Origin of the sequence: Amycolatopsis albispora, assembly GCF_003312875.1 — a bacterium.
GTDB classification, from domain to species: Bacteria; Actinomycetota; Actinomycetes; order Mycobacteriales; family Pseudonocardiaceae; genus Amycolatopsis; species Amycolatopsis albispora.
Genome location: NZ_CP015163.1, coordinates 7,035,332 through 7,057,938, shown reverse-complemented (window position 1 = coordinate 7,057,938; position 22,607 = coordinate 7,035,332). Strand labels below are relative to the sequence as shown.

Here is a 22,607-nt window from a genome sequence, read left to right as displayed (position 1 = left end):
TTACGTCGCTACCCGCCCATCACGCGCAACATGCCCCGGACCGCGCTCGGCCAGGTGAACTGCTCGGCCCGCGACCTGGCGGCCGCGCGGCGTTCCGGTTCCGGCCGGTCGAGCACGGCGGTGACCCCGGCGGCGAAGGCGGGTGCGTGGTCGTCGACGGCCGCGCCACCGGGCGGCCGCACGATTTCACGCAGCGCGGACGACGCCGAGACCACCGCGGGCGTGCCCGACGCGAGAGCTTCGAGCGCGGCCAGGCCGAAGGTCTCGTGCGGGCCGGGCGCGAGCGAGACGTCCGCCGACGCCAGCAGCCTGGCCACCTCGGCGCGTTCGCTGACAAAGCCGAGGAAGGTCACCGGCAGCCCGCGGGCCCGGCGCTCCAGCGCCCGCCGCCGCGGCCCGTCCCCGGCCACCACCAGCCGGACGTCCACTCCGGACTCGGTCAGCTCGGCCACGGTGTCCACGCTGCGTTCCACGTGCTTCTCCGGCGACAGCCGTCCACAGTGGACGATGAGCGCGTCGGCGCCGCCGAGCAGTTCGGCGCGCAGCGCGTGGTCGCGCAGGTGCGGGGCGAACGCCAGCAGGTCCACGCCGAGTGGCACCCGGCGCACGTTCGGCACGCCGATCCGGTCGAATTCGGCCCGCGCGAAGGCGGTGGTGCAGACCACCGTGTCGTAACTGCCCGCCATCCGGCGGTTCGCCGCGTCCGCCCAGTGCCTGGCCACCGGCGCGGGCACCAGGAACTGCTCCAGCAGCCGGTCCAGCCGCTCGTGCGAGATGACCACGCTCGGCACGCCGTGCCTGCGAGCCCAGGTCCCCATGCCACGCAGGGTCAGCCGGTCGGACACCTCCAGCCGGTCCGGCCGCAGCCCGCGCAGCACCCAGCGCACGCGGTGCGGATCGACCGCGCGGTACCCGCCGGTGCCCGGGATCCGCGGCGCCGGCAGCTGGAACCGGCGCACCCCGGTGGGCAGCACCTCCTCGGCGTAACGCCGCCCCGGCACCACCAGCGTCACCTCGTGACCGCCCGCGACGTACCCGGCGCCGAGGTGGTGCAGCGCGGTGCGCAGCCCGCCCGACCGCGGCCCGTAGAAGTTGGCGAGCTGGACGATGTGCACTCAGGCCGCCTGCGCCGCCCGGCCGGCCACCGCTTCGTAGTGGCCCATCAGCTCACCGCACACCGCGGGCCAGGTCCGGCCGAGCACCACCTTGCGCGCCTTGCCGCCGAGCCGTTCGCGCAACGCGGCGTCACGCAGCTCGTTCACCCTGGCCACCAGCTGGGTGGCGAACCGCTCGCGGTCGGCGGGCAGGAGGAAGCCGGTGCGCCCGTGCAGCACCAGGTCACGCGGGCCGCCCGCGTCCGGCGCGAGCACCGGCAGCCCGGAGGCCATCGCCTCCTGGACCGCCTGGCAGAAGGTCTCGTGCGGGCCGGTGTGCACAAAAACGTCGAGGCTGGCGTAGGCGGTGGACAGCTCGTCGCCGTACTTCGCGCCGAGGAAGGCAGCGCCGGGCAGGCGGTCACGCAGGCCTTCGAGATCGGGACCGTCACCGACCACCACCACCCGGATGCCGGGCACCCCGGCCAGCGCGGTCAGCCGGTCGACCTCCTTTTCCGGGGCCAGCCTGCCGACAAAGCCGACCAGCAGCTCGCCGTTGGGCGCGAGTTCGGCCCGCAGCGCCGGGTCGGCGTGCGACGGCGAGAACCGCTCGATGTCCACACCACGGCCCCAGCGGTGCACGCGCGGCACGCCGTGCGCCTGGAGTTCCCGCACCGAATCGCTGGACGGCGCGAGCGTGCGGTCGGCCCGCGAGTGCACCCGCCGCACCCAGCGCCAGGCCGCCCGCGCGCCCAGGCCGAGGCCGTACGCGGCGGCGAACCCGGCGATGTCGGTCTGGTAGACCGCGATCGACGGCACGCGCAGCCGCCGGGCCGCGGCGAGCCCCCGTGCGCCGACGACGAACGGGGACGCCAGGTGCACCACGTCCGGCTGGAACTGCGCCATCGCGGTGAGCACGGTCCTGGTCGGCACCCCGATCGGCAGCGAGTTGACCACCGGCAGGCCGAGCGCGGGAATGCGCACCACCGGCGCGCCCCGGTACTCCGCCGGACCGGCGCCGGGGGCGATCACGAGCACCTCGTGCGCCCGGTCGCGCAGGTGCTCGACCACCCGCAGCACGGAGTTGGTGACGCCGTTGACCTGCGGCAGGAAGCTTTCGGTGACGATGGCGATACGCACGATCGGACTGTCGCACGCGTGCTCGGCCGCCGGGTGACGCACCGGCCAACGGCGTTCGAACTCCTCGGCTCCTGGTCGGCTTCTGGTCCGCTTAGTGCGAACTCGCCATGGCCCGGTCACCTCATCGTCGGGTTCCGGTCACCGAGCGCGGCCATGCTAGAGCGGCGTGACCCTCTTGTCCTCACGTCCGGCCCGGCCCGTCGAGCCCGCCCTGCTGTCCAAGGCCCTCGAAGTCGCCGGACGCCTGGCCAACGACGCCACCGACGTGATCACCGCGACCGCCGGGCGGGGGGCCCGGCCGGAGACCGGGGACACGCCCTTCGACTGGGTCACCGACACCGAACGGATCCTGGAGCGGCACACCCGGCGGGTGCTGACCGCCGAGTTCCCCGGGGTGCCGGTGGTCGGCGAGGAGTTCGGCGCCGACCTGGGCGCGGACGTGGCCGAGTACCGCTGGGTGGTGGACCCGGTGGACGGCACCGCGAACTACGTGGCCGGCATGCCGTGGTGCGCGTTCAGCCTGGCGCTGGTCGACTCGTCGGGGCCGGTGGTCGGGGTGATCGCGGACCCGTACCGGGGCCAGATCTACGCGGCCGCGCGCGGTCGGGGCGCGCGGGCGAACGGCACGCCGGTGCGGTTGTCCGGGGAGCCGGTGCGGACCACCGGCGCGATCATCTGCACCGAGCTGGGCCGGGGTGGCGCGTGGCCGGGCATGGCGGGGTTCATCGAGCAGGCGTCCGCCGCGCACGCCGGGGTCCGGGTGCTGGGCTCGGCGGCGTTGTCGGTGGCGCAGGTCGCGCTGGGGCACGCGGGGGCGGCCGTGCTGCACAGCTACCACGAATGGGACGTCGCGGGCGCGGTCGCGCTGGCCATCGAATCGGGCGCGGTGGTGATGGACCGGCACGGGGAAGGCAACGCGCTGCCGTCGGACGGCCTGCTGGTGGCGGCACCGGGCCTGGCGGAAGTGGTGCTCGACTGGTGGCGTGGCACCGCCCTCAGCCGGGGCTAGGCAGGCTCGGACTCCGACTTCGCCTCCGCCGCGCGGCGCAGCAGGCGGCGGGCGAACCACCACGCCGGGCCCACCACCAGCCAGGTGAACAGGATCGTCGTGCCCAGCGGCAGCAGGGTCAGCGACGCGCTGCGCCCGGCCACCCGCGCCAGCTCCGGGTCCTCGGTGTTGTATTCGACCCGCACCAGCTGACCGGCCTCCAGCCCCTCCGGGTAGAGCACGCCCAGCGACGGCGTGTGCGCCACGCCGTCCGGGGTCACGAACCGGATCAGCGTCCGGTCGAAGGAAACCGACAGCACCTCGGCGTCGGCGAGGCCGCGGTGGTCGCTGATCGCGCTGTCGTTGCGCACCGCGGCGAAGAACAGGGTCACGCACAGCAGGGTGAGCACGGCCGCGACGCCGACCAGCACGCGGACGCCGATCCGCAGCAGCTTCTCACTCCTGGGGGACATGGGGACACCCTAGCCACCCCTGGCTCGCGGGCGTGGGCAGTCGCTGGAACGCCCGCGAGCCGGGGAGCGGGCTAGAAGTCCCGGCCTCCCGTGTCGTGCCCGTCGGTGTGGGCCTCGCCGTGGGCGTGGGCGTGCCCGTGCTCGGCCAGTTCGGCGTGGGTCAGGCGGATCTTCGACCACGACTTCGGCTCGGCGGGCTTGCCGTCGGCCGCGCGGGCCACCGTCGCCGCCGAAGCCGCCGCGGGCTGCCCGGCCGGGCTGAACTCCGGGCGTCCCGGGGTGTACAGCCACGTCTGGAACAGGTCGTACAGCGGCTTGCCGGAGAGCTTCTCCGCGAGCGCGATGAACTCCGGAATGGTCGCGTGCGTGCCCTTCTTCTGCGCCTGCCAGGTCTGCAGGATCTGGAAGAAGCTCTCGTCGCCGACCGCCTTGCGCAACGCGTGCACGGCCAGCGCGCCGCGGTCGTAGACGGCCGCGTCGAACTGCTTGTCCGCACCCGGGTCACCCGGCTTGACCTGCCAGAACGGGCTGTCCGCCGGGTAGGAGTTGTAGAGGTACTCGGCCAGCTCGTCGGCCGTGCCCTCGCCGATGCTCTCCGACCACAGGAACTCCGCGTAGCTGGCGAAACCCTCGTTCAGCCAGATGTCGCTCCACTTGCCCAGCGAAACCGAGTCGCCGAACCACTGGTGCGCCACCTCGTGCGCGACCACCGAGGTGTTCGAGCCGTTGCGCCAGAAGCTGTTGCCGTAGACCGAGCGCGTCTGGTTCTCCAGCGCGAAGCCGATCGCGTTGGACGCCACGCCGCCCTGCGCCTCGAACGGGTAGGGCCCGAACTGGGTCGCCAGGAACTCGGTGACCTCGGGCGTGCGTTCGATGCTGGCCTTCGCCGCGGGCAGCGCGGCGCCCAGCGCCGGGTCGTAGGCGGACAGGAACGGCTGCCCGCTCGGCGTGGTCGACTGCAGCACCTCGAAGCCGCCGACCGCGAGGAACGCCAGGTAGGTGGCCTGCGGCTGGGTGCTGCGCCAGTTCCAGCGCGTCCAGCCGGTGCGCTGCTTGGTCTTGCGCACGAGGTTGCCGTTGGAGATGGCCGAAACCGCGTCGGGCACCTCGACGGAGACGTCGAAGGTGGCCTTGTCGGTGGGGTGGTCGTTGGCGGGGTACCACCACTCGGAGCTGAACGGCTCGTCCACCACCTCGGCGCCGGTCGGCGTCTTGCGCCAGGCCGTGGCGCCGTCGACAACCACCTTCGACGGCGTGTCGGCGTAGCTGACCACGATGGTGACGAACTGGTTCTTCGCCAGCGGCTTGACCGGCTTGACCACCAGCTCGCTCGGGTCCTTGGTGTCCTTGCTGAACTGGGCGGGGGCGTTGTTCACCCGCACCGAGCTGACCTTGAGCGCGAAGTCCAGGTTCAGCGACGACAGCTCCTGCGTGGTGGTGGCCAGGATGGTCGTCTGCCCGGACAGCTGGTCGGTCTGCGGCTGGTAGGTCAGCCTGATGTCGTAGTGCTGGACGTCGTAACCGCCGTTGCCGGCACCCGGGTAGTAGGGGTCCCCCGCTCCGGGCGCGCCGGGCGCGGGGGCGGCGCTGGCCGAAGTGGCCAGCAGGATCGAGGCGAGGCCGGTGGCCACCGCACCGGCTCCCGCGCGAGTTCTCAGCCGCATCTATACCCTCCAGGTGTCCGTGGCTCGAGCTGCGGCGAACCTATCGCCGCGCGGTGGCCCGAGGAACTACCAAAAGGAGGGTCTTGCCTGCTGAGAACGGTCCAACCGGGAATTTGACGGTCGACCTCAACAGTGATCTGGGCGAGGGCTTCGGGATCTGGACCCTCGGTGACGACGAGGCCCTGCTCGACGTGGTGACCAGCGCGAACGTCGCCTGCGGCTTCCATGCCGGCGACCCGACGATCATGCGCGACACCTGTGAACGCGCGGCCAGGTCGGGTGTGGTGATCGGCGCGCAGGTGTCGTACCGCGATCTCGCGGGCTTCGGCAGGCAGCGGATGGACGTGCCACCGGACCGGCTCGCGGACGAGGTCACCTACCAGATCGGCGCGCTGGACGCGTTCGCGCGCGCGGCCGGGACGCGGGTGGCTTACGTGAAACCGCACGGCGCGCTGTACAACACGGTGGTCACGGACTCGGCGCAGGCGGAGGGCGTCGTCGAGGGCGTGCGCCGGTACGGCTCGCTGCCGGTGCTGGGGCTGCCGGGCTCGGCGCTGCTTTCGGCCGCGGAAGCCGCCGGACTGGCGACGGTGACCGAGGCGTTCGCCGACCGCGCGTACACCCCGGACGGCCACCTGGTCTCGCGGCGGGAGCCGGGCGCGGTCCTGCACGACGCCTCGGCGATCGCCGCGCGGTGCGTCGACCTGGCCACGCACGGGCGGATCACCGCCATCGACGGCTCCACGGTGACGGTCGGGGCGCGCTCGATCTGCGTCCACGGGGACACGCCCGGTGCGGTGGAAATCGCCCGCGCGGTACGCGCAGCCCTGGAAGCGGCAGGCATCACGCCCCAAGCCTTCGCCTGAGCCGAGCGGCGGCGGGGCCCGAGCGGCGCGCGCCTGGGCCGTTCGGCAGGCGGGGCCGATGTCACGAATGTGGCTTTCGAGACGTCTGGCGTCTCGAATGTGGCTTTCGTGACGCCGCCCTGGACACGAATGTGGCTTCCGGGGCGCTGCCTGGACACGAATGTGGCTTTCGGGGCGGAATCGGCCCCCAAAGCCACATTCGTGTTCCGCGAGGGGGCGTCCCGGTCAGACGGCGGCGGAGACGGCGGCTCGTAGGCGGGCGTGCAGGTCCCGGTGGCGTGCCCGGTCCACCCGGACCTCGATCACCCGCAGCCCCGGCGCGGGCCGTAGCGCCGCCCGGAACTCCGTAAGCGTTTCCGCGACCACGTGCGGCACCCGGTACCCCGCGCACAAAGCGCCCAGGTCAGCCCCGTGCGGTGTGCCGAAAACCCGCTCGAACCCGGCGCTGTGCTCCGGCGCGCCCTGCTCCAGCAGGGTGAAGATGCCCCCGCCGTCGTCGTTGAGCACGACGATGGTCAGGTCCGGCCGCGACTCGGCGGGCCCGGTCAGCAGTCCGTTGATGTCGTGCAGGAAGGTCAGGTCGCCGAGCAGCGCGTACGACGGTCCCTTGTGGACACTGGCGGCGCCGATCGCGGTGGACACCGCGCCGTCGATGCCCGCCACGCCGCGGTTGCGGTGGACCAGCACGTCCGGCCGCATGCCACCGGCGAGCGCGATGTCCCGCGTCGGGTTCGACGGGCCGACCACCAGCATCGCGTCCTCGGGCAGCGCCGCCACCAGCTCCGCCGCCAGGCGCAGCCCGGTCGGCCACGGCTCCTCCGCCAGCGCCTCACGCACCGCGGCCTTCGCCGCCGCGTCCGCGCGCTGCCAGCTCGCCAGCCACTCCGGATCGGCGGGCTTGGTCGGCTCGGCAAACCACTGGCCCACCTGCCGCACGTTGTGCGCGGGCGCCGGCCAGTCCGAATCCGGCCGGACCAGCAGCACCTCCACGTCGGCGTCCGAGAGCAGCGCCTGCACCTGCCGGAACACCGTCGGCCTGCCGAGGCAGAGCACCTGCTCCGGCTTGTGCCGCTCGATGAACTCCGGCACCCCGAGCAGCCAGGCCCCGGCGCCGATCGCGGTCGACCCGGTCAGCCCGATGCCGCCGGTCTCCGAGACCACCGGCCAGCCGTGCTGCTCGGCCCATTCGCTGGCCGCGCCCACCCCGGTGTCACACGCGATGACCAGCCCGTGCCGCGCGGACGGCACCACGAACGCGGGCAGCGCGCCGAAGTCGGGCAGCTCGGTCCACCGGGCACCGCCGGGACGGCCCTCCAGCGACTCGTACCACTCGCCGTCCTCCTCGTCGGGGACCAGCGGCTCGCGAAAGGGGATGTTCAGGTGGACCGGCCCGCTGCGCCATTCGCCGTAGGCCGCGTTCCACGCCCGGCAGACCTGGCTGCGCCAGTACGAGTTCTGCCCGGCACGGCGTTCGGCCACGGCCAGCTCGTCGCCGTAGCGGACCGCGTCGCCGTACAACCGGCGCTGGTCGATGACCTGGTTGGCACCGGCCGCGCGCAGCTCGGGCGGGCGGTCGGCGGTGAGCACGATCAGCGGCACGCCCGCGCGGTCGGCTTCGAGCACGGCCGGGTGGAAGTTCGACGCGGCGGTGCCCGAGGTGCACAGCACGGCGACCGGGCGGCCGGTGCGCGCGGCGATGCCGAGCGCGAGGAAGGCGGCGCTGCGCTCGTCGATCCGGACGTGCAGCCGCAGCTTCCCGGTGGACGCGGCGTCGTAGAGCGCCAGCGACAGCGGCGCGTTGCGGGAGCCGGGGCAGAGCACCACGTGCGACACGGTGTTGCGGATCAGCTCGTCCACGATGACCCTGGCCTGCGCGGTCGACGGGTTCACCGGGCATCCCCCGGCAGGTCGTCCGCGCGCATAGCCATAGGTCCTATTCTCCCAGGCGTGGATGACGCCCAAGTTTCCGAGCTGTTCGACCCCGCCTCGTGGTCCGAGGTCGAAGGTTTCGACTTCACCGACATCACCTACCACCGTTCCACGGAGAGCCGCTCCGGCAAACGCGTCGTCCGGGTGGCATTCGACCGGCCGGGCGTGCGCAACGCCTTCCGGCCGCACACCGTCGACGAGCTGTACCGCGCCCTCGACCACGCGCGGATGAGCTCGGACGTCGGCTGTGTGCTGCTCACCGGCAACGGTCCGTCGCCGCGGGACGGCGGGTGGGCCTTCTGCTCCGGTGGTGACCAGCGTATTCGCGGTCGGTCCGGGTATCAGTACGCGGACGGGGAGACCTCCGACACGGTGGACCCCGCGCGGGCGGGCAGGCTGCACATCCTCGAGGTGCAGCGGCTGATCCGGTTCATGCCGAAAGTCGTAGTAGCGGTGGTGCCGGGCTGGGCGGCGGGCGGCGGGCACTCGCTGCACGTGGTGTGCGATCTCACGCTCGCCTCGGCCGAGCACGCGCGGTTCAAGCAGACCGACGCCGACGTCGGCTCGTTCGACGGCGGTTACGGCTCGGCCTACCTCGCCCGGCAGGTCGGGCAGAAGTTCGCCCGCGAGATCTTCTTCCTCGGCCGGTCCTACACCGCCGAGCAGATGCACGCGATGGGCGCGGTCAACGCGGTGGTGCCGCACGCCGAGCTGGAGGCCGAGGCGCTGCGCTGGGCGTGGGAGATCAACGGCAAGTCGCCGACCGCGCAGCGCATGCTCAAGTACGCGTTCAACCTGATCGACGACGGGCTGGTGGGGCAGCAGCTGTTCGCCGGTGAGACCACCCGGCTGGCGTACATGCAGGACGAGGCGGTCGAGGGCCGCGACTCCTTCCTGCAGAAGCGCGAACCGGACTGGTCCGGCTACCCGTACTACTACTGATGCGCCTGGTCACCTCGGTCGCAGAGCTGCCGGGCGCGCTGGCCGACGCGCTGGACGGCGGTCCGGCCGTGCTGCCGGTCGGCGATCCCGCGCTGGCCGAGGCGATGCGGCCGGACCTCCCGGTCGAGGACGGCACCGCGGTGATCATCGCGACCTCGGGCTCGACCGGGGCGCCGAAGGGCGTGCTGCTCTCCGCGGCGGCGCTGCGGGCGTCGGCCGAGGCCACGCACGAGCGGCTCGGCGGTCCCGGCCGCTGGCTGCTCGCGACGCCGCCGCAGTACATCGGCGGGCTGCAGGTGCTGGTGCGCTCGATGCTCGCCGGGACGTCGCCGGTGGTGCTCGACACCAGCGCCGGGTTCCGGGCCGCGGCCTTCGCCGACGGCGTGCGCGAGCTGGTCCGGCAGCCGGGTCCGCACTACAGCGCGCTGGTGCCGACGCAGCTTTCGCGGCTGGTGGACGCGGGCCCGGAGGTGACCCGCGAGGTGGCGAAGCTGGACGCGATCGTGCTCGGCGGGGCCGCGCTGGACCCCCGGCTCGCCGAGCGCGCGGCCGAGGCGGGCATCACCGCCGTGCCCGCGTACGGCATGAGCGAGACCGCCAGCGGCTGCGTCTACCAGGGCGTTCCACTGTCCGGAGTGGACATCCGGATCGGTGACGGCGGCCGGGTGGAGATCGCCGGGCCGGTGCTGGCGCACGGGTACCGGCTGAACCAGGAGCTGACCGCGGAGTCCTTTGTGGATGGCTGGTTCCGCACCAGCGACCTCGGCCGGTTCGACGGTGGGCGCCTGGAGGTGCTCGGCCGCGCCGACGACGTGATCAACACCGGCGGGGTGAAGGTGCCCGCGGCCGCGGTGGAGAAGGCGCTGCTGACGCATCCGGCGGTGCGGGCGGCCTGCGTGGTCGGCGTGCCGGATCCGGAGTGGGGTGAGGCCGTGGTGGCCGCCGTGGTGCCTGCGGCAGAGCCCCTTCCGGAGGACGAACTGCGGGCGCTCGTGCGTGCGGAAGCGGGCGCCGCGGCGGTGCCGAAACGGGTGCTGGTACTGGCCGAGCTTCCGCTGCGGGGGCCGGGCAAGGTGGACCGTAGCGCCGTGCGGCACCTTTTTGAACAGGGATAACACGGTCGGGGATGGTTGATTGACAGATCACGAAGCGTGGTTTTGGCTGGCGTTCCGTGATCAAGAGAACCCGGGCGGTCACCCTGTGCGTGCTGCTCGCCCTCACCTGCCTGACCACCCCCGCCTTCGCCACCGGCCCGGTGAGCTGGACCGTCGAACCGCCGCGTGGCCGGATCGACCCGGTGCCGGGCACGCCGGCCAGCGCGTCGCCGCTGAGCGTCGAGGAACTGCCCGCCAGGGCACTTGAGTCCGAAGTGGACACCGTGCGGGCGGAGTTCGGCACCCCCGGGGTGGCGGTGGACCTGCGTGGGCAGCGGCCGGACGGGAGGTGGACCGAATGGGTCGAGGCGGTACCGGGTGCGCCGACCGTGCTGCCGAGCGCGACGCGGTCGGTGCAGGCGCGGCTGGTGCTGACCGGGCCGGTCGGCACGGCCGTCGGTCCGATCGGGCTGACCGCCTGGCGCGCGGGCACCGAGGTGACCGACCCGACGCTCGCCGCCACCTACCGGGTTTTCGCCACCCGGGAGGGCCTGGTCGGCGGGACCACCGCGAACGGGCACAAGATCGTGCAGCGCGACCACTTCGTGGCGCTGCCGTCGCGACGCGGGCTGGCGGGCAAGGGGCAGGGCAACTACTCGGTGAAGGTGTGCACCGCCGACCACGCGCGGTGCGAATGGGCGCCGGTGTGGGACGTCGGGCCGTGGAACATCAAGGACGACTACTGGAGCGTCGAGCGGCTGAGCTGGGGTGAGCTGCCGCGCGGGCTGCCGCAGGCGCAGGCCGCCTACCAGCACGGGCACAACGGCGGCCGGGACCAGTTCGGCCGGAAGGTGGCGAACCCGGCGGGCATCGACCTGGCCGACGGCACCTTCTGGGACGGGCTGAAGCTGAAGGACAACGCCTGGGTGGACGTGACCTACCAGTGGACCGGCGGCGGGCCGTGGGGCACGGTGACCTCGCTGGACTCGCTGAACGTGCGCACCGGCCCGCACAGCGGCGAGCGGCAGGTGGGGCTGGCCGCGCGGCACGCGCAGATCCGGATCGAATGCGCGGCGGCGGGTCAGCCGGTCACCGGCACCGAGGGCACCACCGACCGGTGGCACCGGCTGGCGCACGGCATGTACGTCTCGGGCGCGTACGTGCGGCTGGCGCAGCCACCACCCGCCTGCTGACCCTGGTGACCGGCCGGGCGCGCCGGTGACCAGAATGAGCGGTATGGCGACGCTGACCGAATGGATCGAGGGGGCGCGGCCGCGGACGCTGCCGAACGCGGTGGCACCGGTGGTCGCCGGGATCGGGGCGGCGACGGCGCTCGACGCGTTCTCCTGGTGGCGTTCGCTGCTCGCGCTGGGCGTGTCGCTCGCGCTGATCATCGGGGTCAACTACGCCAACGACTACTCCGACGGCATCCGCGGCACCGACACCGAGCGCGTCGGCCCGTTGCGGCTGGTCGGCTCGGGCACGGCGAAGCCGAAGGCGGTGCTCGCCGCCGCGCTCACCTCGCTCGCCCTGGCCGGTGTGCTCGGCCTGGTGCTCGTGGCCGCGAGCGGGTACTGGTGGCTGCTCGCGGTGGGCGCGGCCTGCCTGCTCGGCGCGTGGTTCTACACCGGCGGGCGGCGGCCGTACGGGTACCACGGTTTCGGCGAGGTGGCGGTTTTTGTCTTCTTCGGGCTCGCCGCCGTGCTCGGCACGGTCTACATCCAGGCGGGCCGGATCAGCTGGGAGGCGCTGGCCTGCGCGGTCGCCATCGGCTGCTTCTCCACCGCCGTGCTCACCGCGAACAACCTGCGCGACATCCCGACCGACGTCACCTCCGGCAAGCGCACGCTGGCCGTCCGCCTCGGCGACGAGGGCACGCGCCGGTTCTACCTGGTGTTGGTCGCCGTGCCGTTCGTGCTGAGCTTCGCCCTCGGCCTGGCGGTCGATCCGCGGCTGGTGATCGGCGTGCTGGCGGGTGCCCTGCTGATCCGCCCGGTGCGCGCGATCCGCTCGGGCGCCACCGGCCCCGGCCTGATCCCGGCACTCAAGGACACCGGGCTGGCCATGCTGGCCTGGGCCGTGCTGACCGCGCTCGCGCTCGTTCTGCTCTAGGCAGCCCGCGAGGTCGCGCCGGTCGCTGGGCTGAGGTGGGCCGGGCCGCCCAGCGGCACGGCGCGCCTCGGCCCAGCGACCGGCTCAAAAGCGACCTCGCCGCCGCGCCGGAGGCGCGGCCAAAATTACGGCAGGAACTTGCCGCTGACCAGGAATTCCTCCATCGCGGCGCGGTGGGGGGCCAGGTCGAAGCCCTGCGCGGCCACCCAGTCGTCGTTGTAGTAGGTGTGCGCGTACCGGTCGCCGCTGTCGCAGAGCAGGGTCACCACGCTGCCCGCCTGCCCCTCGGACACCATGCGTGAGATCAGCTTGAACGCGCCGTACAGGCTGGTCCCGGTCGAGCCACCGGCCCAGTGCCCGGTGTGCTCGCGCAGCAGCCGGATCGCCGCGAGCGAAGCGGCGTCCGGGACCTGGAACATCTCGTCGATCACGCTCGGCACGAACGAAGGTTCGCAGCGCGGCCTGCCGATGCCCTCGATCCGCGACGGCATGCCGGTGGCGTAGTCGAGCGCCCCGGTCTCCCAGGCGCCGTAGAACGACGAGTTCTCCGGATCGACCACGGCGATCTTCGTGGTGTGCCGCCGGTAGCGCACGTACCGGCCGAAGGTGGCGCTGGTGCCGCCGGTCCCGGCGCCGACCACGATCCACGAGGGCACCGGGTGCCGCTCGGCCCGCAGCTGCGCGAACACCGACTCGGCGATGTTGTTGTTGCCACGCCAGTCGGTCGCGCGCTCGGCGTAGGTGAACTGGTCGAGGTAGTGCCCGTTGCACTCGGCGGCCAGGCGCTCGGCCTCGGTGTACATCTCGGCGGGCACGTCGACGAAGTGGCAGCGGCCGCCGTAGAACTCGATCAGCGCGACCTTCTCCGGGCTGGTCTTGCGCGGCACCACGGTGACGAACTCCAGGCCCAGCATGCGCGCGAAGTACGCCTCGGACACCGCGGTCGAGCCGCTGGACGCCTCGATCAACACGGTGTCCGGGCCGATGTGCCCGTTGACCAGGCCGTACAGGAACAGCGAGCGGGCCAGCCGGTGCTTGAGCGAGCCGGTCGGGTGCACCGACTCGTCCTTGAGGTAAAGATCGACGCCCCATTCCGGCGGCAGCGGGAACACGTGCAGGTGGGTGTCGGCGCTGCGGTTCGCGTCGGCCTCGATGATCCGCACGGCCTCACGGGTCCACGCGCGGTTCTGCTGGTTCATTCGGCTTCGCTCGACTCGCCCCGCAGCTGGGCGCGGAGCTTCGCGCGCTCACGGGCGCGCTTCTCGTTGCGCTTGGCCAGCTGCGCGGTGACCCGGGAGTTGAGCCCGCGGAAGGCGAGCAGCCCCAGCGGCAGGCCGACCACCAGGCCGACCGCGAGCGCCACCAGCAGCGGCACGTTGACCAGCAGCAGGAGCGCGGCGACCACGGCCACCAGGCCGAAGCGCGCGAGCAGGTACAGGGTCAGGTCACGACCCAGGTGGCCGGGCACAGCAGCGTCACTCACATCTATGCAGGTTACGCGTCATCTTCGGCGGCCTCGTCCAGGCCTTCGTTGTTGGGCCTGCCCTCGAACCGGGTGGACAGCACCACGGTGGTCCGCGTGCGCGCCACCCCGTCGATCCGGCGGAGCCTGCCGAGCGTGCGCTCCAGCTCGTCGACGGTGGACACCCGGACCTTGACCACAAAAGCCTCGTCGCCGGCCACCGCGTAGCAGCTCTCCACCTCGCCGAGCTTGCCGAGCGCCTCGGCCACGTCGTCGTCGGCGGCGGTGTCGGTCGGCTGGATGCCCACCAGCGCGGTCACGCCGAGGCCGACCGTGCTCGGGTCGACCACCGCGTGGTACCCGGTGATCACCCCGGCGGCCTCCAGCTTGCCGACGCGCTCGTGCACCGAGGACGCCGACAGCCCCACGGTCCGGCCCAGCTCGGCGTAGGTGGCCCGCCCGTTGAGCCGCAGCGCGGCGATGATCCTGCGATCGAGTGCGTCCATAGCGGCTCACCCTAACCAGCCCGGGTGGATGTCCGAGTCGCGCCGTTTATCCCTTACTACCTCTTTACTCTTCGACAACCGTTCGAGTACCTGGCGGGGTAAGTGCGACGATTGCCCCGTTGAGAGCCGGCTAGCTACCTACCGGTATAGCCGCGAGGTCGTGAAGGAGGCGGAAAGTGACCGCGACCGTCGGAGGACGACTGCTCACCCCGGGTGAGGTCGCCGCGTTGTTCCGAGTCGATCCGAAGACCGTGACCCGCTGGGCCACCGCCGGGCGGATCGGTTCCATCCGCACCCCGGGCGGGCACCGCCGGTTCCGGGAAGCCGAAGTGAACGAGCTGCTCGCCGAGCTGACCACGGACGCCAGCGAGCCCGCCCGCCGCGTCTGATCGGCCTGCGAACCAACGGGGATGTCTCACGACATCCCCGTTCGCATGTCACGACGCGGGGGGCATCGCACACCCGGCACCCGCAAACCCGGCAAAAGGGTTAACCTCGGGGGAAGCACATCCGCGCACCAAGGCCAGAAGGGATCGAGCATGCTCTACCTGCTCGCGGCGATCGGAGCACTGACGGTCGCCGTTGTCCTGTGGCGAACATTCGGCGCCCCGCGCCCCGGAGTCCCGTCGTCACAGCCGCCCGTCGCCCCCGATGACGACCCGGACTTCCTCCGCGGCCTAGCCGAGCAGCAGCGGCGGCAGCAGCAGAAGACCCGCGAGGACGACGACCCGAAGTAAAACCGGGCTTTACCGTTCGACGGCGAACCCGTCGGCCACGGTGGCCGCCAGTTCCAGCAGCGCCAGGCGGGTGTCCGCCTGCAGGCGGTCCAGTTCGATCTCGGCGCCCTCTTCCAGGTGCGGGTCGAACGGGATGCGGCACACCCCGCGCACCCGCGCGGCGAAGTGCGCGGCGAGCTTGTCCAGGTCGACCGAGCCACCCTTCGGCCGCACCGAGTTGATCACCGCGACCGAGCGCTTCACCAGGTCGCCGTAACCGTGCGCGTCCAGCCAGTCCAAAGTGGCCGATGCGCTGCGCGCGCCGTCCACCGAGCCGGACGAGACCACCACCAGCGAGTCGGCGACGTCGAGCACACCCTTCATCGCCGAGTGCATCAGGCCGGTCCCGCAGTCGGTGAGCACGATGTTGTAGAAGTGCTCCAGCAGGTTGACCGTGCGCCGGTAGTCGTCCTCGGAGAAGGCCTCCGAAACCGCCGGGTCCTGCTCGCTGGCCAGGATCTCCAGCCGGCTCGAACCCTGCGAGGTGTACGAGCGGACGTCGCTGTAGCGCGTGATCTTGTCCGCGTCCCGCAGCAGGTGGCGCACGGTGGCGGTGGTCTCGATCGGGATCTTCTGCGACAGCGTGCCGCGGTCCGGGTTCGCGTCCACCGCGACCACGCGGTCACCCCGCAGCGAGGCGAAGGTGGCGCCGAGCGTGGTGGTCGTGGTGGTTTTGCCGACCCCGCCCTTCAGGCTCAGCATGGCGATCTTGTAGCAGCCCCGCAGCGGCTGGTTGACCTGCGCGATCAGCTCGCGGCGGCGCCGGTCGGCCGGGCTCTCACCCGGGTTGATCAGCTTGCCGGAACCGACGTAGAGCGCCTTGCGCCAGCCGGACTGCGGACGGCGCTTGGTGGGCTTGACCAGGTGCGCGGTGGTTAGGTCGTCCCCGGGCAGCGGCTGCCTGCCGTGCTGCGGCTGGGGCAGCATGCCCGGCGGCAGCACCGGCGCGGGCGGACCCTGCGGGGTCTGCGGCTGCGGCAGCGGCGGCGGCTGCTGCTCGTACCCGGGCTGGGCGTACTGCTGCTGCGGGTGCAGCGGCGGCAGCTGCTGGTCGTACGGGTCGGCGTAGGGCCGCTGGTACGGCGGCACCTGGGGCACGTCGTACGGTCCTGACGTGGACCCGGCCGCCGGGTGGGGCGCCGAGTCGGTGCGCTCCTCGGAGAAGTGCGCCTGGTCGCCAGCGGGCTGCTGGGCCGCCGGCGGTGGGGGCGCGGGCTGCCACTGGGTGGGCTCGTCCCCGGGTTCCGGCTGCTGACCGGGCACCTCGTCAGATCCGGTCACCTTCGCGATCCTCCCTCAAGTCGTACTGGGCACGACGGTAGCCGGGATCGCCGCGAGATGTCAGCCGACCCCGGCGTAGGAGTGCAGACCGGTGGTGACGAGGTTCACGAAGAACAGGTTGAACACGGTGGCCGAGAAGCCCAGCACGTTGATCCAGGCCGCCCGGTTGCCGCGCCAGCCGGCGGTGGCCCGCGAGTGCAGGTAGGCCGCGTAGATCACCCAGGCGATGAAGGCGACCGTCTCCTTGGGGTCCCAGCCCCAGAACCGGCCCCACGCGGCCTCGGCCCACACCGCGCCGCACAGCACGCCGAAGGTGAACACCGGGAAGGCGAACACGGTGGTCCGGTAGGCGACGCGGTCCAGCACGTCCAGCGCGGGCAGCTTGGGGCCGAAGCGGGCGAACTTCGCCGGGTTCTTCTCGTGCTTGCTGCGGATCAGGTAGAACACGCTGGCCACGCCGGGCACCAGGAACACACCGGAGGCGACGATGGCCGCGGAGACGTGGATGATCAGCCAGTACGACTGGAGCGCGGGCTGCACCGGCGCGGCGACCGCGTAGAGCATGGTGCCGCCGACGAACATCAGGATGACCACCGGCAGCAGCACGAACGCCGACAGGTGCCGGATGTCGGACTTGCGCAGCACCACCAGCCAGGTCGCCACGGCGATCAGGCAGACCGCCATGATGTATTCGTACATATTGCCCCAGGGCACGCGCTGCGTGGCGAACCCGCGCAGCACCAGCGCGGCCAGGTGCAGCAGCACGCCGAGCACGGTCAGCGCCACGCCCATGCGGCCGATCCGCTCGGCCCGCTCACGCCGGGACGGCGCCTCGTCCACCGGGGGCACGGTGGTGGCCAGCACGGCGGTGCCACCGCCGCCGACCGCCGCCCGCTCCTTGGTGCGCTGGGCCGCCTGCCTGCCCTTGCGCCCGAAGGACTGCTCGACCAGGAAGAACATCATCGCCAGCACGTACACGGCGACGGATGTGGTGTAGGACAGGTCGCTGAACTGCGACAGCGTCTCGTTGACCATGGCTAGTCCTTCTTCTCGTGGAGCGAGACCGCGATCCGGTTGAACTCCTCGCCGTAGCCGGCCTGGTCCGTCCTGGCCAGCCCGCCCACTTCTACTACAGTACGTCGTAGCTCGGCGTCCTCGGCGGGCGGGGTGATGCGCACCCAGAACCGGCGGCGCTTGACCAGCAGCGAGCCGACCAGCCCGAGCAGCATGGCGATCGCGCAGACCAGCACCCACAGCTGCGTCGGGTCGTAGGACACCTGGAGCGAGGCGTAGTTCTCCACCCCGTCGAAGCGGATCCTGGTGCCGTCGTCGAGGGTGATCTCCTGGCCCAGCATCAGGTTCTCGCGGGCCACCTTGACCAGCCGCCCACTGTCCACCATGGACTGGTTGACCTCGAAGATGGACTGGCCGCGGCCGGAGTCGATGCCGAGGTCACCGCGCAGCACGTCCACCGCGACGCCCGGCTCGGTGAGCACCGGGCTCGACGAGCTGAGCACGTTGCCGTGCACGAAGGCGGTCGGCGCGAACAGGCCGGTGACCGCCAGCTGCTTCTTCCGGCGCTCCTCGGTGTCGGTGATGCCCGGCGGGTCGAACTTGGTGGCGCCCTCGGACAGCATCGTGCCCGGATCGACCAGGCGCCACTGGATGGCCTGCGTGCGCGTGGTGCCGTCGGGATAGGTCACGGTGAACTTCGGCGCGTAGCCGTAGCCGAGCACGTAGACGCGGTCCTGGCCCATGCGCAGCGGCTCGTTCATCTTCACCTGGTACGGGTGCCAGGTGCCGGTCTCCAGGTCCGCGGCGGTCTGGTACTCGATGTCGGCCTGGTAGTGGATCGGCTGCAGCTGCTCGGTGTACTCCGCGGTGAACTTGTTGACCTTCACGCAGAACGGGTTCAGCTCGGTGCCGTCCACCTGGAGGCCGGGCTCGAAGGCGTCGTAGGCGTAGATGCCCGAGTTGCAGAACTGGGAACCGTTGGCCAGCACGGTGACCTGGCCCTCGTAGCCGAACATCTTGCCGATCGCGAAGAACACGATCAGCCCGAGCATGGCGAAGTGGAACAGCAGGTTGCCGGTCTCGCGCAGGTAGCCGCGTTCCGCGCTGATCGTGCGGACGCCGCCCTCTTCCGCACGCTCGATCATGCGCCAGCCACGCAGTCGCGTTCGGACGGTCGCGGTCACCTCGTCGGCGCTCGCCGCGGTCTCGAAGTGGTGGTGGTGCGGCATGCGCGACAGCCGGCGCGGGGTGAGCACCGGCTTCGCCCGCATCGCGCGCACGTAGTCGACGCTGCGCGGGGCGAGGCAGCCGACCAGCGACACCATCAGCAGCAGGTAGATCGCGGAGAACCAGACGCTGGAGTAGACCTCGAAGAACTGCAGCCGGTCGAGCAGCTCACCCCACCAGCCGTGGTCGGTGATGTACTGGTCGGTCTTCGGCGCGTTCAGCGCGCGCTGCGGCAGCAGGGCACCGGGCAGCGCGGCCAGCGCCAGCAGGAAGAGCAGGATCAGCGCGGTGCGCATGGAGGTCAGCCCACGCCAGGTGTTGCGGACGAAGCCCAGCGCGCGGCGGACCGGGGTCTCGCGGTACGGGCGCTGCGGGGGCGCGTCCGAGGTGACCGTCACAGTGGCAGCTCCACTTCGCTGATGAACGCCACCCGCAGCCAGCCGACCAGCTCGCCCCACAGCCCGGTGACCAGCAGCAGGCCGACCACCAGCAGCAGCGCGCCGCCGAAGACCTGCACGCGGCGGCCGTTGCGGCGCAGCCAGCCGGTGGCGCGCACGGCCCAGCGCGCGCCCAGCGCGATGAGCAGGAACGGCACGCCGAGGCCGAGGCAGTAGAGCAGGATGAGCAGGAAACCGCGGGCCGCGGTGTCGCCGGTGGAGCTGGCCAGCACCAGCACGCCGGTCAGGGTGGGGCCGATGCACGGGGTCCAGCCGAGGCCGAAGACCGCGCCGAGCAGCGGCGCCCCCCACAGCCCGCCCCGCGGCAGGCGGTGCGAGCGGATGTCCTTCTGCAGCGCGGGGATCAGGCCGAGGAAGACCAGGCCCATGGCGATCGTGACGACGCCGCCGATGCGCTGCAGCAGGTCCTGGTTGACCAGGAGCGCGTCGGAGATCCAGACCAGGCTGCCGAGCCCGAGCGTGAACACCACGGTGAAGCCGAGAATGAACAACCCGGCCGCGCCGACCACGGCGAAGCGGCCCTTCTTGGGCGCCTCGTCCGGGCTGACCGCGGGGGCGTCGGCGCCGACCAGCGCGGACAGGTAGGCGAGGTAACCGGGCACCAGCGGCACCACACACGGCGAGGCGAACGAGACCGCCCCGGCCAGCAGGGCCACCCCGGCGGCGAGCAGCAGCGGACCGGAGGTCGCTAGCTCGGTCACTGGGTCCACCCGATCAGGGTAAGGAATGAAAAACCCGTGAACCGAGCGGCCCTGGTTAGCCCACCAGGCCAGATGGCCGCCGTGCCTACGCCGCTGTCACGAAAGCCACATTCGAGACGCTCAACGCCTCGAAAGCCACATTCGTGACACTCGCGCCGCACCCCCGTGCCCCAGCCGGAAGCCGGGCGCCCAAGGTGCCCACAAACCCCACCCAGCCCCTCCCCATCCCGGTCCAAAGCCCAAAACACGGCGAAGAACCCCTTGTCAAGGCACGCTTCCCAGCCTTGACAAGGGGTTCTTCGCCGTCGTCACAATCGACTACCGGGGTGGAAAACCCATCACGGGAAACCCCTCACTCCGCCGCGAGCCGCTGCACCACCGGGATCAGGTCGCTGGCGAGCAGGCCCCGCAGGAAGACCATGGCCACCCGGTGCTGCTTGTCCAGCACGATCGTGGACGGCACGGCGTTGCGCGGGTAGCCCTTCAGCATCAGCAGCGACCGGCCCGGCGGGTCGTAGATGGACGGGTAGGTGAGACCGCGGTCACGCACGAAGTCCTGCGGTGCGTTGCGGTTGTCCTCGCGGACGTCGAGGCCGAGCACCTGCACACCGGGCACCTCGCGCTGCACCCGCTCCAGCTCCGGCGCCTCGGTGCGGCACGGCGGGCACCACGAACCCCACAGGTTGATCACCACGACCTTGCCCGCGAAATCCGAAACCGAGATCTGCTTCCCCTCGGTCATCAGGTCCTCACCGGACAGCGGCGGCAGCGGCTTGCGCTGGTCGCCTTCGTAAGTGATGTCGACCTGACCGCCCGGCGAGACGAACTCGAAGTTCGTGCCGCGCGTGACCGCGTCGGTCCCGGTGGAGCAGCCCGCGACCAGGAGAACCAGCGCGGAAAACACGGCCGTGAGCTTCCTCATGCCCCGGTCACCTTCGGATCGGTGTACCCGGCGGGCTCGCTGTAGACGATCCGGTCGAGCCGGTCGCCTTCGAAGACCAGGCTGGTCAGCGACGCCAGCGAGCACTGCCGCTGACGCGGGTCGTGCCAGAGCACGCGCCGCTCCAGGAACCGGCGCAGCGTCCAGATCGGCAGCTGGTGTGAAACGCACAACGCCTCGAAGCCCTCGGCCTCGGTGCGCGCGCGGTGGATCGCGCCGAGCATGCGGTGCGCGATCTCGATGTAGGGCTCACCCCACGACGGCTTGAACGGGTTGACCAGCTTCGGCCAGTGCCGCGGCTGCCGGAGCGCGCCGTCGCCGACCGCGACCCGCTTGCCCTCGAACAGGTTTCCCGCCTCGATCAGCCGCTCGTCGGTGGCCACGTCGAGCCGGTGCGCGTCGGCGATCGGCGCGGCGGTCTCCTGCGCGCGTTGCAGCGGCGAGGCCACCACGTGCACGATCTGGTGCCCCGCCAGCGCTTCGGCCACGGTGAGTGCCTGCCGCTGCCCGCGCCCGGACAGCCGGAACCCGGGCAGGCGGCCGTACAGGATGCCCTCCGGGTTGTGCACTTCGCCGTGGCGGAGCACGTGGACGATCGTGGTCATGACGCCTGCTTCGCGGCCGCGGCGGCCTCCGCGGCCGGGGTCAGCGCGGCTTCGATCTGCTCGAACGCGGCGTCGTCCATGGCGGCGTTGACGAACCACGCTTCGAAGGCGCTCGGCGGCGCGTACACCCCGCGCTCGAGCAGCGCGTGGAAGAACGCCGGGAAGCGCCAGGTCTCCGCGGTGGTCGCGTCGTGGTAGTTCCGCACCGGCTCCTCGGTGAAAAACACGCTGACCAGGTTGCCCGCGTAGGCCACGTGGTGCGCCACCCCGGCGGCCGAGAGCGCCCGGCCGAACAACGCGCCGAGCCGCTGCGAGTTCGCGTCCAGCGCGCGGTAGACCGCGTCGTCGGCATGGCGCAGCGTGGCCAGGCCCGAGGCCACCGCCACCGGGTTCCCGGACAGCGTGCCCGCCTGGTAGACCGGGCCGGTCGGGGCGAGGCGCGCCATCACGTCGGTGCGGCCGCCGAAGGCCGCCGCGGGCAGGCCGCCGGACATGACCTTGCCGAAGGTGTAGAGATCGCCCGCCACGGCGTCGATGCCGAACCAGCCCGCCGCGTTCACGCGGAAGCCGGTCATCACCTCGTCCATGATCAGCAGCGCGCCGTTTTCGTGCGCGGTCTCCCGCAGTGCGGCGTTGAAGCCCTGGTCCGGGGCGACCGCGCCCATGTTGCCCGCGGCGGCCTCGGTGATGATCGCGGCGATCTCGCCGGGGTTGTCCGCGAACGCGGCCCGCACGGCGTCGATGTTGTTGTAGGGCAGCACGATCGTGTCCGCGGCCTGCGCACCCGTGACACCGGGTGAGGTCGGCAGGCCGAGCGTGGCCACCCCGGAGCCCGCCTGCGCGAGCAGCGCGTCGACGTGGCCGTGGTAACAACCGGCGAACTTGATGATCTTGGACCGCCCGGTGAAGCCGCGGGCCAGCCGGATCGCGCTCATCGTCGCCTCGGTGCCCGAGTTGACCAGGCGCACCTGCTGCACCGGCTCCACCCTGGCGATGATCTCCTCGGCCAGCTCGACCTCGCCGATGGTCGGCGTGCCGAAGGACAGCCCGCTGCTCGCGGCCTCGCGCGCGGCTTCGACCACGGCCGGGTGCGCGTGCCCGAGGATCATCGGCCCCCACGAGGAGACCAGGTCGACGTACCGGTTGCCGTCGGCGTCCCAGAGGTACGCGCCCTCGCCGCGCACCATGAACCTCGGCGTGCCGCCGACCGCGCTGAACGCGCGCACCGGCGAGTTGACCCCACCCGGGGTGGCGGCCGACGCGCGCGCGAACCATTCCTTGGACTGTTCGACTGTCACGTTCGCCAGTCTGACAGAGCTGACCGGCAGTGCGGTC

General features: G+C 72.0%; 23 protein-coding genes. 8 read left to right on the top strand and 15 right to left on the bottom strand.

What is annotated here, in order from left to right; all coding sequences use genetic code 11:
• Positions 1-8 precede the first annotated feature (8 nt).
• Both A4R43_RS33485 and A4R43_RS33480 read right to left on the bottom strand, forming a co-directional pair.
• Positions 9-1,115, bottom strand: coding sequence for a glycosyltransferase (locus tag A4R43_RS33485; RefSeq protein WP_113695743.1), 1,107 nt, complete (start codon positions 1,113-1,115; stop codon positions 9-11).
• A complete protein-coding gene (locus A4R43_RS33480; protein WP_205215124.1) occupies positions 1,116-2,234 on the bottom strand; it encodes a glycosyltransferase family 4 protein in 1,119 nt (372 codons plus the stop codon).
• 166 nt (positions 2,235-2,400) lie between these two features.
• Between A4R43_RS33480 and A4R43_RS33475 the strand changes: the two genes are divergently transcribed.
• Positions 2,401-3,243: an inositol monophosphatase family protein gene (locus A4R43_RS33475; protein ID WP_113695742.1), complete on the top strand. Its 843-nt coding sequence runs from the start codon at positions 2,401-2,403 to the stop codon at positions 3,241-3,243.
• Here the strand turns inward: A4R43_RS33475 and A4R43_RS33470 are convergent.
• Together A4R43_RS33470 and A4R43_RS33465 are read right to left on the bottom strand one after the other, a co-directional pair.
• Entirely contained in the window at positions 3,240-3,695 is a 456-nt protein-coding gene (locus A4R43_RS33470) for a DUF3592 domain-containing protein (protein ID WP_113695741.1), read from the bottom strand. The two genes, A4R43_RS33475 and A4R43_RS33470, sit on opposite strands and share 4 nt — an antisense overlap.
• A 71-nt stretch (positions 3,696-3,766) precedes the next feature.
• Positions 3,767-5,359: a M1 family metallopeptidase gene (locus A4R43_RS33465; RefSeq protein ID WP_113695740.1), complete on the bottom strand. Its 1,593-nt coding sequence runs from the start codon at positions 5,357-5,359 to the stop codon at positions 3,767-3,769.
• A gap of 113 nt (positions 5,360-5,472) precedes the next feature.
• Between A4R43_RS33465 and A4R43_RS33460 the strand changes: the two genes are divergently transcribed.
• Positions 5,473-6,225: a LamB/YcsF family protein gene (locus A4R43_RS33460; RefSeq protein WP_113695739.1), complete on the top strand. Its 753-nt coding sequence runs from the start codon at positions 5,473-5,475 to the stop codon at positions 6,223-6,225.
• Positions 6,226-6,450: 225 nt separating this feature from the next.
• Here the strand turns inward: A4R43_RS33460 and menD are convergent, their stop codons facing one another.
• The gene (gene menD / locus A4R43_RS33455; RefSeq protein WP_113695738.1) at positions 6,451-8,115 is read right to left on the bottom strand and encodes a 2-succinyl-5-enolpyruvyl-6-hydroxy-3-cyclohexene-1-carboxylic-acid synthase; all 1,665 of its coding nucleotides are present in this window, start codon (positions 8,113-8,115) and stop codon (positions 6,451-6,453) included.
• A 57-nt stretch (positions 8,116-8,172) separates the two neighbouring features.
• On the opposite strand from menD, the gene A4R43_RS33450 reads away from it, so the two are divergent.
• Genes A4R43_RS33450 through A4R43_RS33435 form a run of 4 tightly spaced genes read left to right on the top strand, consistent with a single transcriptional unit; the run spans position 8,173 to position 12,302 of the window.
• Positions 8,173-9,096, top strand: coding sequence for a 1,4-dihydroxy-2-naphthoyl-CoA synthase (locus tag A4R43_RS33450; protein ID WP_113695737.1), 924 nt, complete (start codon positions 8,173-8,175; stop codon positions 9,094-9,096).
• A complete protein-coding gene (menE, locus tag A4R43_RS33445; RefSeq protein ID WP_113695736.1) occupies positions 9,096-10,211 on the top strand; it encodes an o-succinylbenzoate--CoA ligase in 1,116 nt (371 codons plus the stop codon). The genes A4R43_RS33450 and menE overlap by 1 nt, the downstream gene beginning before the upstream one ends.
• 56 nt (positions 10,212-10,267) lie before the next feature.
• Positions 10,268-11,383, top strand: a complete 1,116-nt coding sequence (locus tag A4R43_RS33440) for a hypothetical protein (protein ID WP_113695735.1) — start codon at positions 10,268-10,270, stop codon at positions 11,381-11,383.
• Between the two features lie 43 nt (positions 11,384-11,426).
• Entirely contained in the window at positions 11,427-12,302 is an 876-nt protein-coding gene (locus A4R43_RS33435; protein ID WP_113695734.1) for a 1,4-dihydroxy-2-naphthoate polyprenyltransferase, read from the top strand.
• 125 nt (positions 12,303-12,427) lie between these two features.
• On the opposite strand, the gene cds1 is transcribed toward A4R43_RS33435, so the two are convergent.
• The 3 genes from cds1 to A4R43_RS33420 are packed head-to-tail and all read right to left on the bottom strand — an operon-like array spanning position 12,428 to position 14,270.
• Positions 12,428-13,501 carry an L-cysteine desulfhydrase Cds1 gene (gene cds1, locus A4R43_RS33430; protein WP_113695733.1) on the bottom strand — a complete coding sequence of 358 codons (1,074 nt, stop codon included), beginning with the start codon at positions 13,499-13,501 and terminating at the stop codon, positions 12,428-12,430.
• Positions 13,498-13,785 (bottom strand): DUF4229 domain-containing protein, encoded by a 288-nt coding sequence (locus A4R43_RS33425; RefSeq protein ID WP_162788678.1) that lies wholly within the window; start codon positions 13,783-13,785, stop codon positions 13,498-13,500. The genes cds1 and A4R43_RS33425 overlap by 4 nt, the downstream gene beginning before the upstream one ends.
• 11 nt (positions 13,786-13,796) lie before the next feature.
• Positions 13,797-14,270 carry an Lrp/AsnC family transcriptional regulator gene (locus tag A4R43_RS33420; protein WP_113695731.1) on the bottom strand — a complete coding sequence of 158 codons (474 nt, stop codon included), beginning with the start codon at positions 14,268-14,270 and terminating at the stop codon, positions 13,797-13,799.
• Between the two features lie 176 nt (positions 14,271-14,446).
• On the opposite strand from A4R43_RS33420, the gene A4R43_RS33415 reads away from it, so the two are divergent.
• Together A4R43_RS33415 and A4R43_RS33410 are read left to right on the top strand one after the other, a co-directional pair.
• The gene (locus tag A4R43_RS33415; RefSeq protein ID WP_113695730.1) at positions 14,447-14,659 is read left to right on the top strand and encodes a BldC family transcriptional regulator; all 213 of its coding nucleotides are present in this window, start codon (positions 14,447-14,449) and stop codon (positions 14,657-14,659) included.
• Positions 14,660-14,809: 150 nt separating this feature from the next.
• Entirely contained in the window at positions 14,810-15,007 is a 198-nt protein-coding gene (locus tag A4R43_RS33410) for a hypothetical protein (protein WP_113695729.1), read from the top strand.
• 9 nt (positions 15,008-15,016) lie between these two features.
• Here the strand turns inward: A4R43_RS33410 and A4R43_RS33405 are convergent, their stop codons facing one another.
• The 7 genes from A4R43_RS33405 to hemL all read right to left on the bottom strand — a co-directional run bounded on the left by A4R43_RS33405 (position 15,017) and on the right by hemL (position 22,579).
• The gene (locus A4R43_RS33405) at positions 15,017-16,327 is read right to left on the bottom strand and encodes a MinD/ParA family ATP-binding protein (RefSeq protein ID WP_162788677.1); all 1,311 of its coding nucleotides are present in this window, start codon (positions 16,325-16,327) and stop codon (positions 15,017-15,019) included.
• A 60-nt stretch (positions 16,328-16,387) separates the two neighbouring features.
• Positions 16,388-17,362: a c-type cytochrome biogenesis protein CcsB gene (ccsB, locus tag A4R43_RS33400; RefSeq protein ID WP_113695728.1), complete on the bottom strand. Its 975-nt coding sequence runs from the start codon at positions 17,360-17,362 to the stop codon at positions 16,388-16,390.
• 2 nt (positions 17,363-17,364) lie between these two features.
• A complete protein-coding gene (resB, locus tag A4R43_RS33395) occupies positions 17,365-18,966 on the bottom strand; it encodes a cytochrome c biogenesis protein ResB (protein ID WP_113695727.1) in 1,602 nt (533 codons plus the stop codon).
• A complete protein-coding gene (locus tag A4R43_RS33390; protein ID WP_113695726.1) occupies positions 18,963-19,736 on the bottom strand; it encodes a cytochrome c biogenesis CcdA family protein in 774 nt (257 codons plus the stop codon). The genes resB and A4R43_RS33390 overlap by 4 nt, the downstream gene beginning before the upstream one ends.
• 343 nt (positions 19,737-20,079) lie before the next feature.
• Positions 20,080-20,649, bottom strand: coding sequence for a TlpA family protein disulfide reductase (locus A4R43_RS33385; RefSeq protein WP_113695725.1), 570 nt, complete (start codon positions 20,647-20,649; stop codon positions 20,080-20,082).
• Positions 20,646-21,272 carry a histidine phosphatase family protein gene (locus A4R43_RS33380; RefSeq protein WP_113695724.1) on the bottom strand — a complete coding sequence of 209 codons (627 nt, stop codon included), beginning with the start codon at positions 21,270-21,272 and terminating at the stop codon, positions 20,646-20,648. Before A4R43_RS33380 ends, A4R43_RS33385 begins: the two co-directional genes overlap by 4 nt.
• Positions 21,269-22,579 (bottom strand): glutamate-1-semialdehyde 2,1-aminomutase, encoded by a 1,311-nt coding sequence (gene hemL, locus A4R43_RS33375; RefSeq protein ID WP_205215558.1) that lies wholly within the window; start codon positions 22,577-22,579, stop codon positions 21,269-21,271. Before hemL ends, A4R43_RS33380 begins: the two co-directional genes overlap by 4 nt.
• Positions 22,580-22,607: the final 28 nt, after the last annotated feature.

Coding starts and splice junctions, on each gene's coding strand:
- menE (WP_113695736.1), top strand. CDS start 9,096: ATGCGCCTGGTCACCTCGGTCGCAGAGCTGCCGGGCGCGCTGGCCGAC.
- A4R43_RS33385 (WP_113695725.1), bottom strand. CDS start 20,649: ATGAGGAAGCTCACGGCCGTGTTTTCCGCGCTGGTTCTCCTGGTCGCG.
- ccsB (WP_113695728.1), bottom strand. CDS start 17,362: ATGGTCAACGAGACGCTGTCGCAGTTCAGCGACCTGTCCTACACCACA.
- A4R43_RS33420 (WP_113695731.1), bottom strand. CDS start 14,270: ATGGACGCACTCGATCGCAGGATCATCGCCGCGCTGCGGCTCAACGGG.
- A4R43_RS33465 (WP_113695740.1), bottom strand. CDS start 5,359: ATGCGGCTGAGAACTCGCGCGGGAGCCGGTGCGGTGGCCACCGGCCTC.
- A4R43_RS33435 (WP_113695734.1), top strand. CDS start 11,427: ATGGCGACGCTGACCGAATGGATCGAGGGGGCGCGGCCGCGGACGCTG.
- A4R43_RS33380 (WP_113695724.1), bottom strand. CDS start 21,272: ATGACCACGATCGTCCACGTGCTCCGCCACGGCGAAGTGCACAACCCG.
- A4R43_RS33470 (WP_113695741.1), bottom strand. CDS start 3,695: ATGTCCCCCAGGAGTGAGAAGCTGCTGCGGATCGGCGTCCGCGTGCTG.
- cds1 (WP_113695733.1), bottom strand. CDS start 13,501: ATGAACCAGCAGAACCGCGCGTGGACCCGTGAGGCCGTGCGGATCATC.
- A4R43_RS33410 (WP_113695729.1), top strand. CDS start 14,810: ATGCTCTACCTGCTCGCGGCGATCGGAGCACTGACGGTCGCCGTTGTC.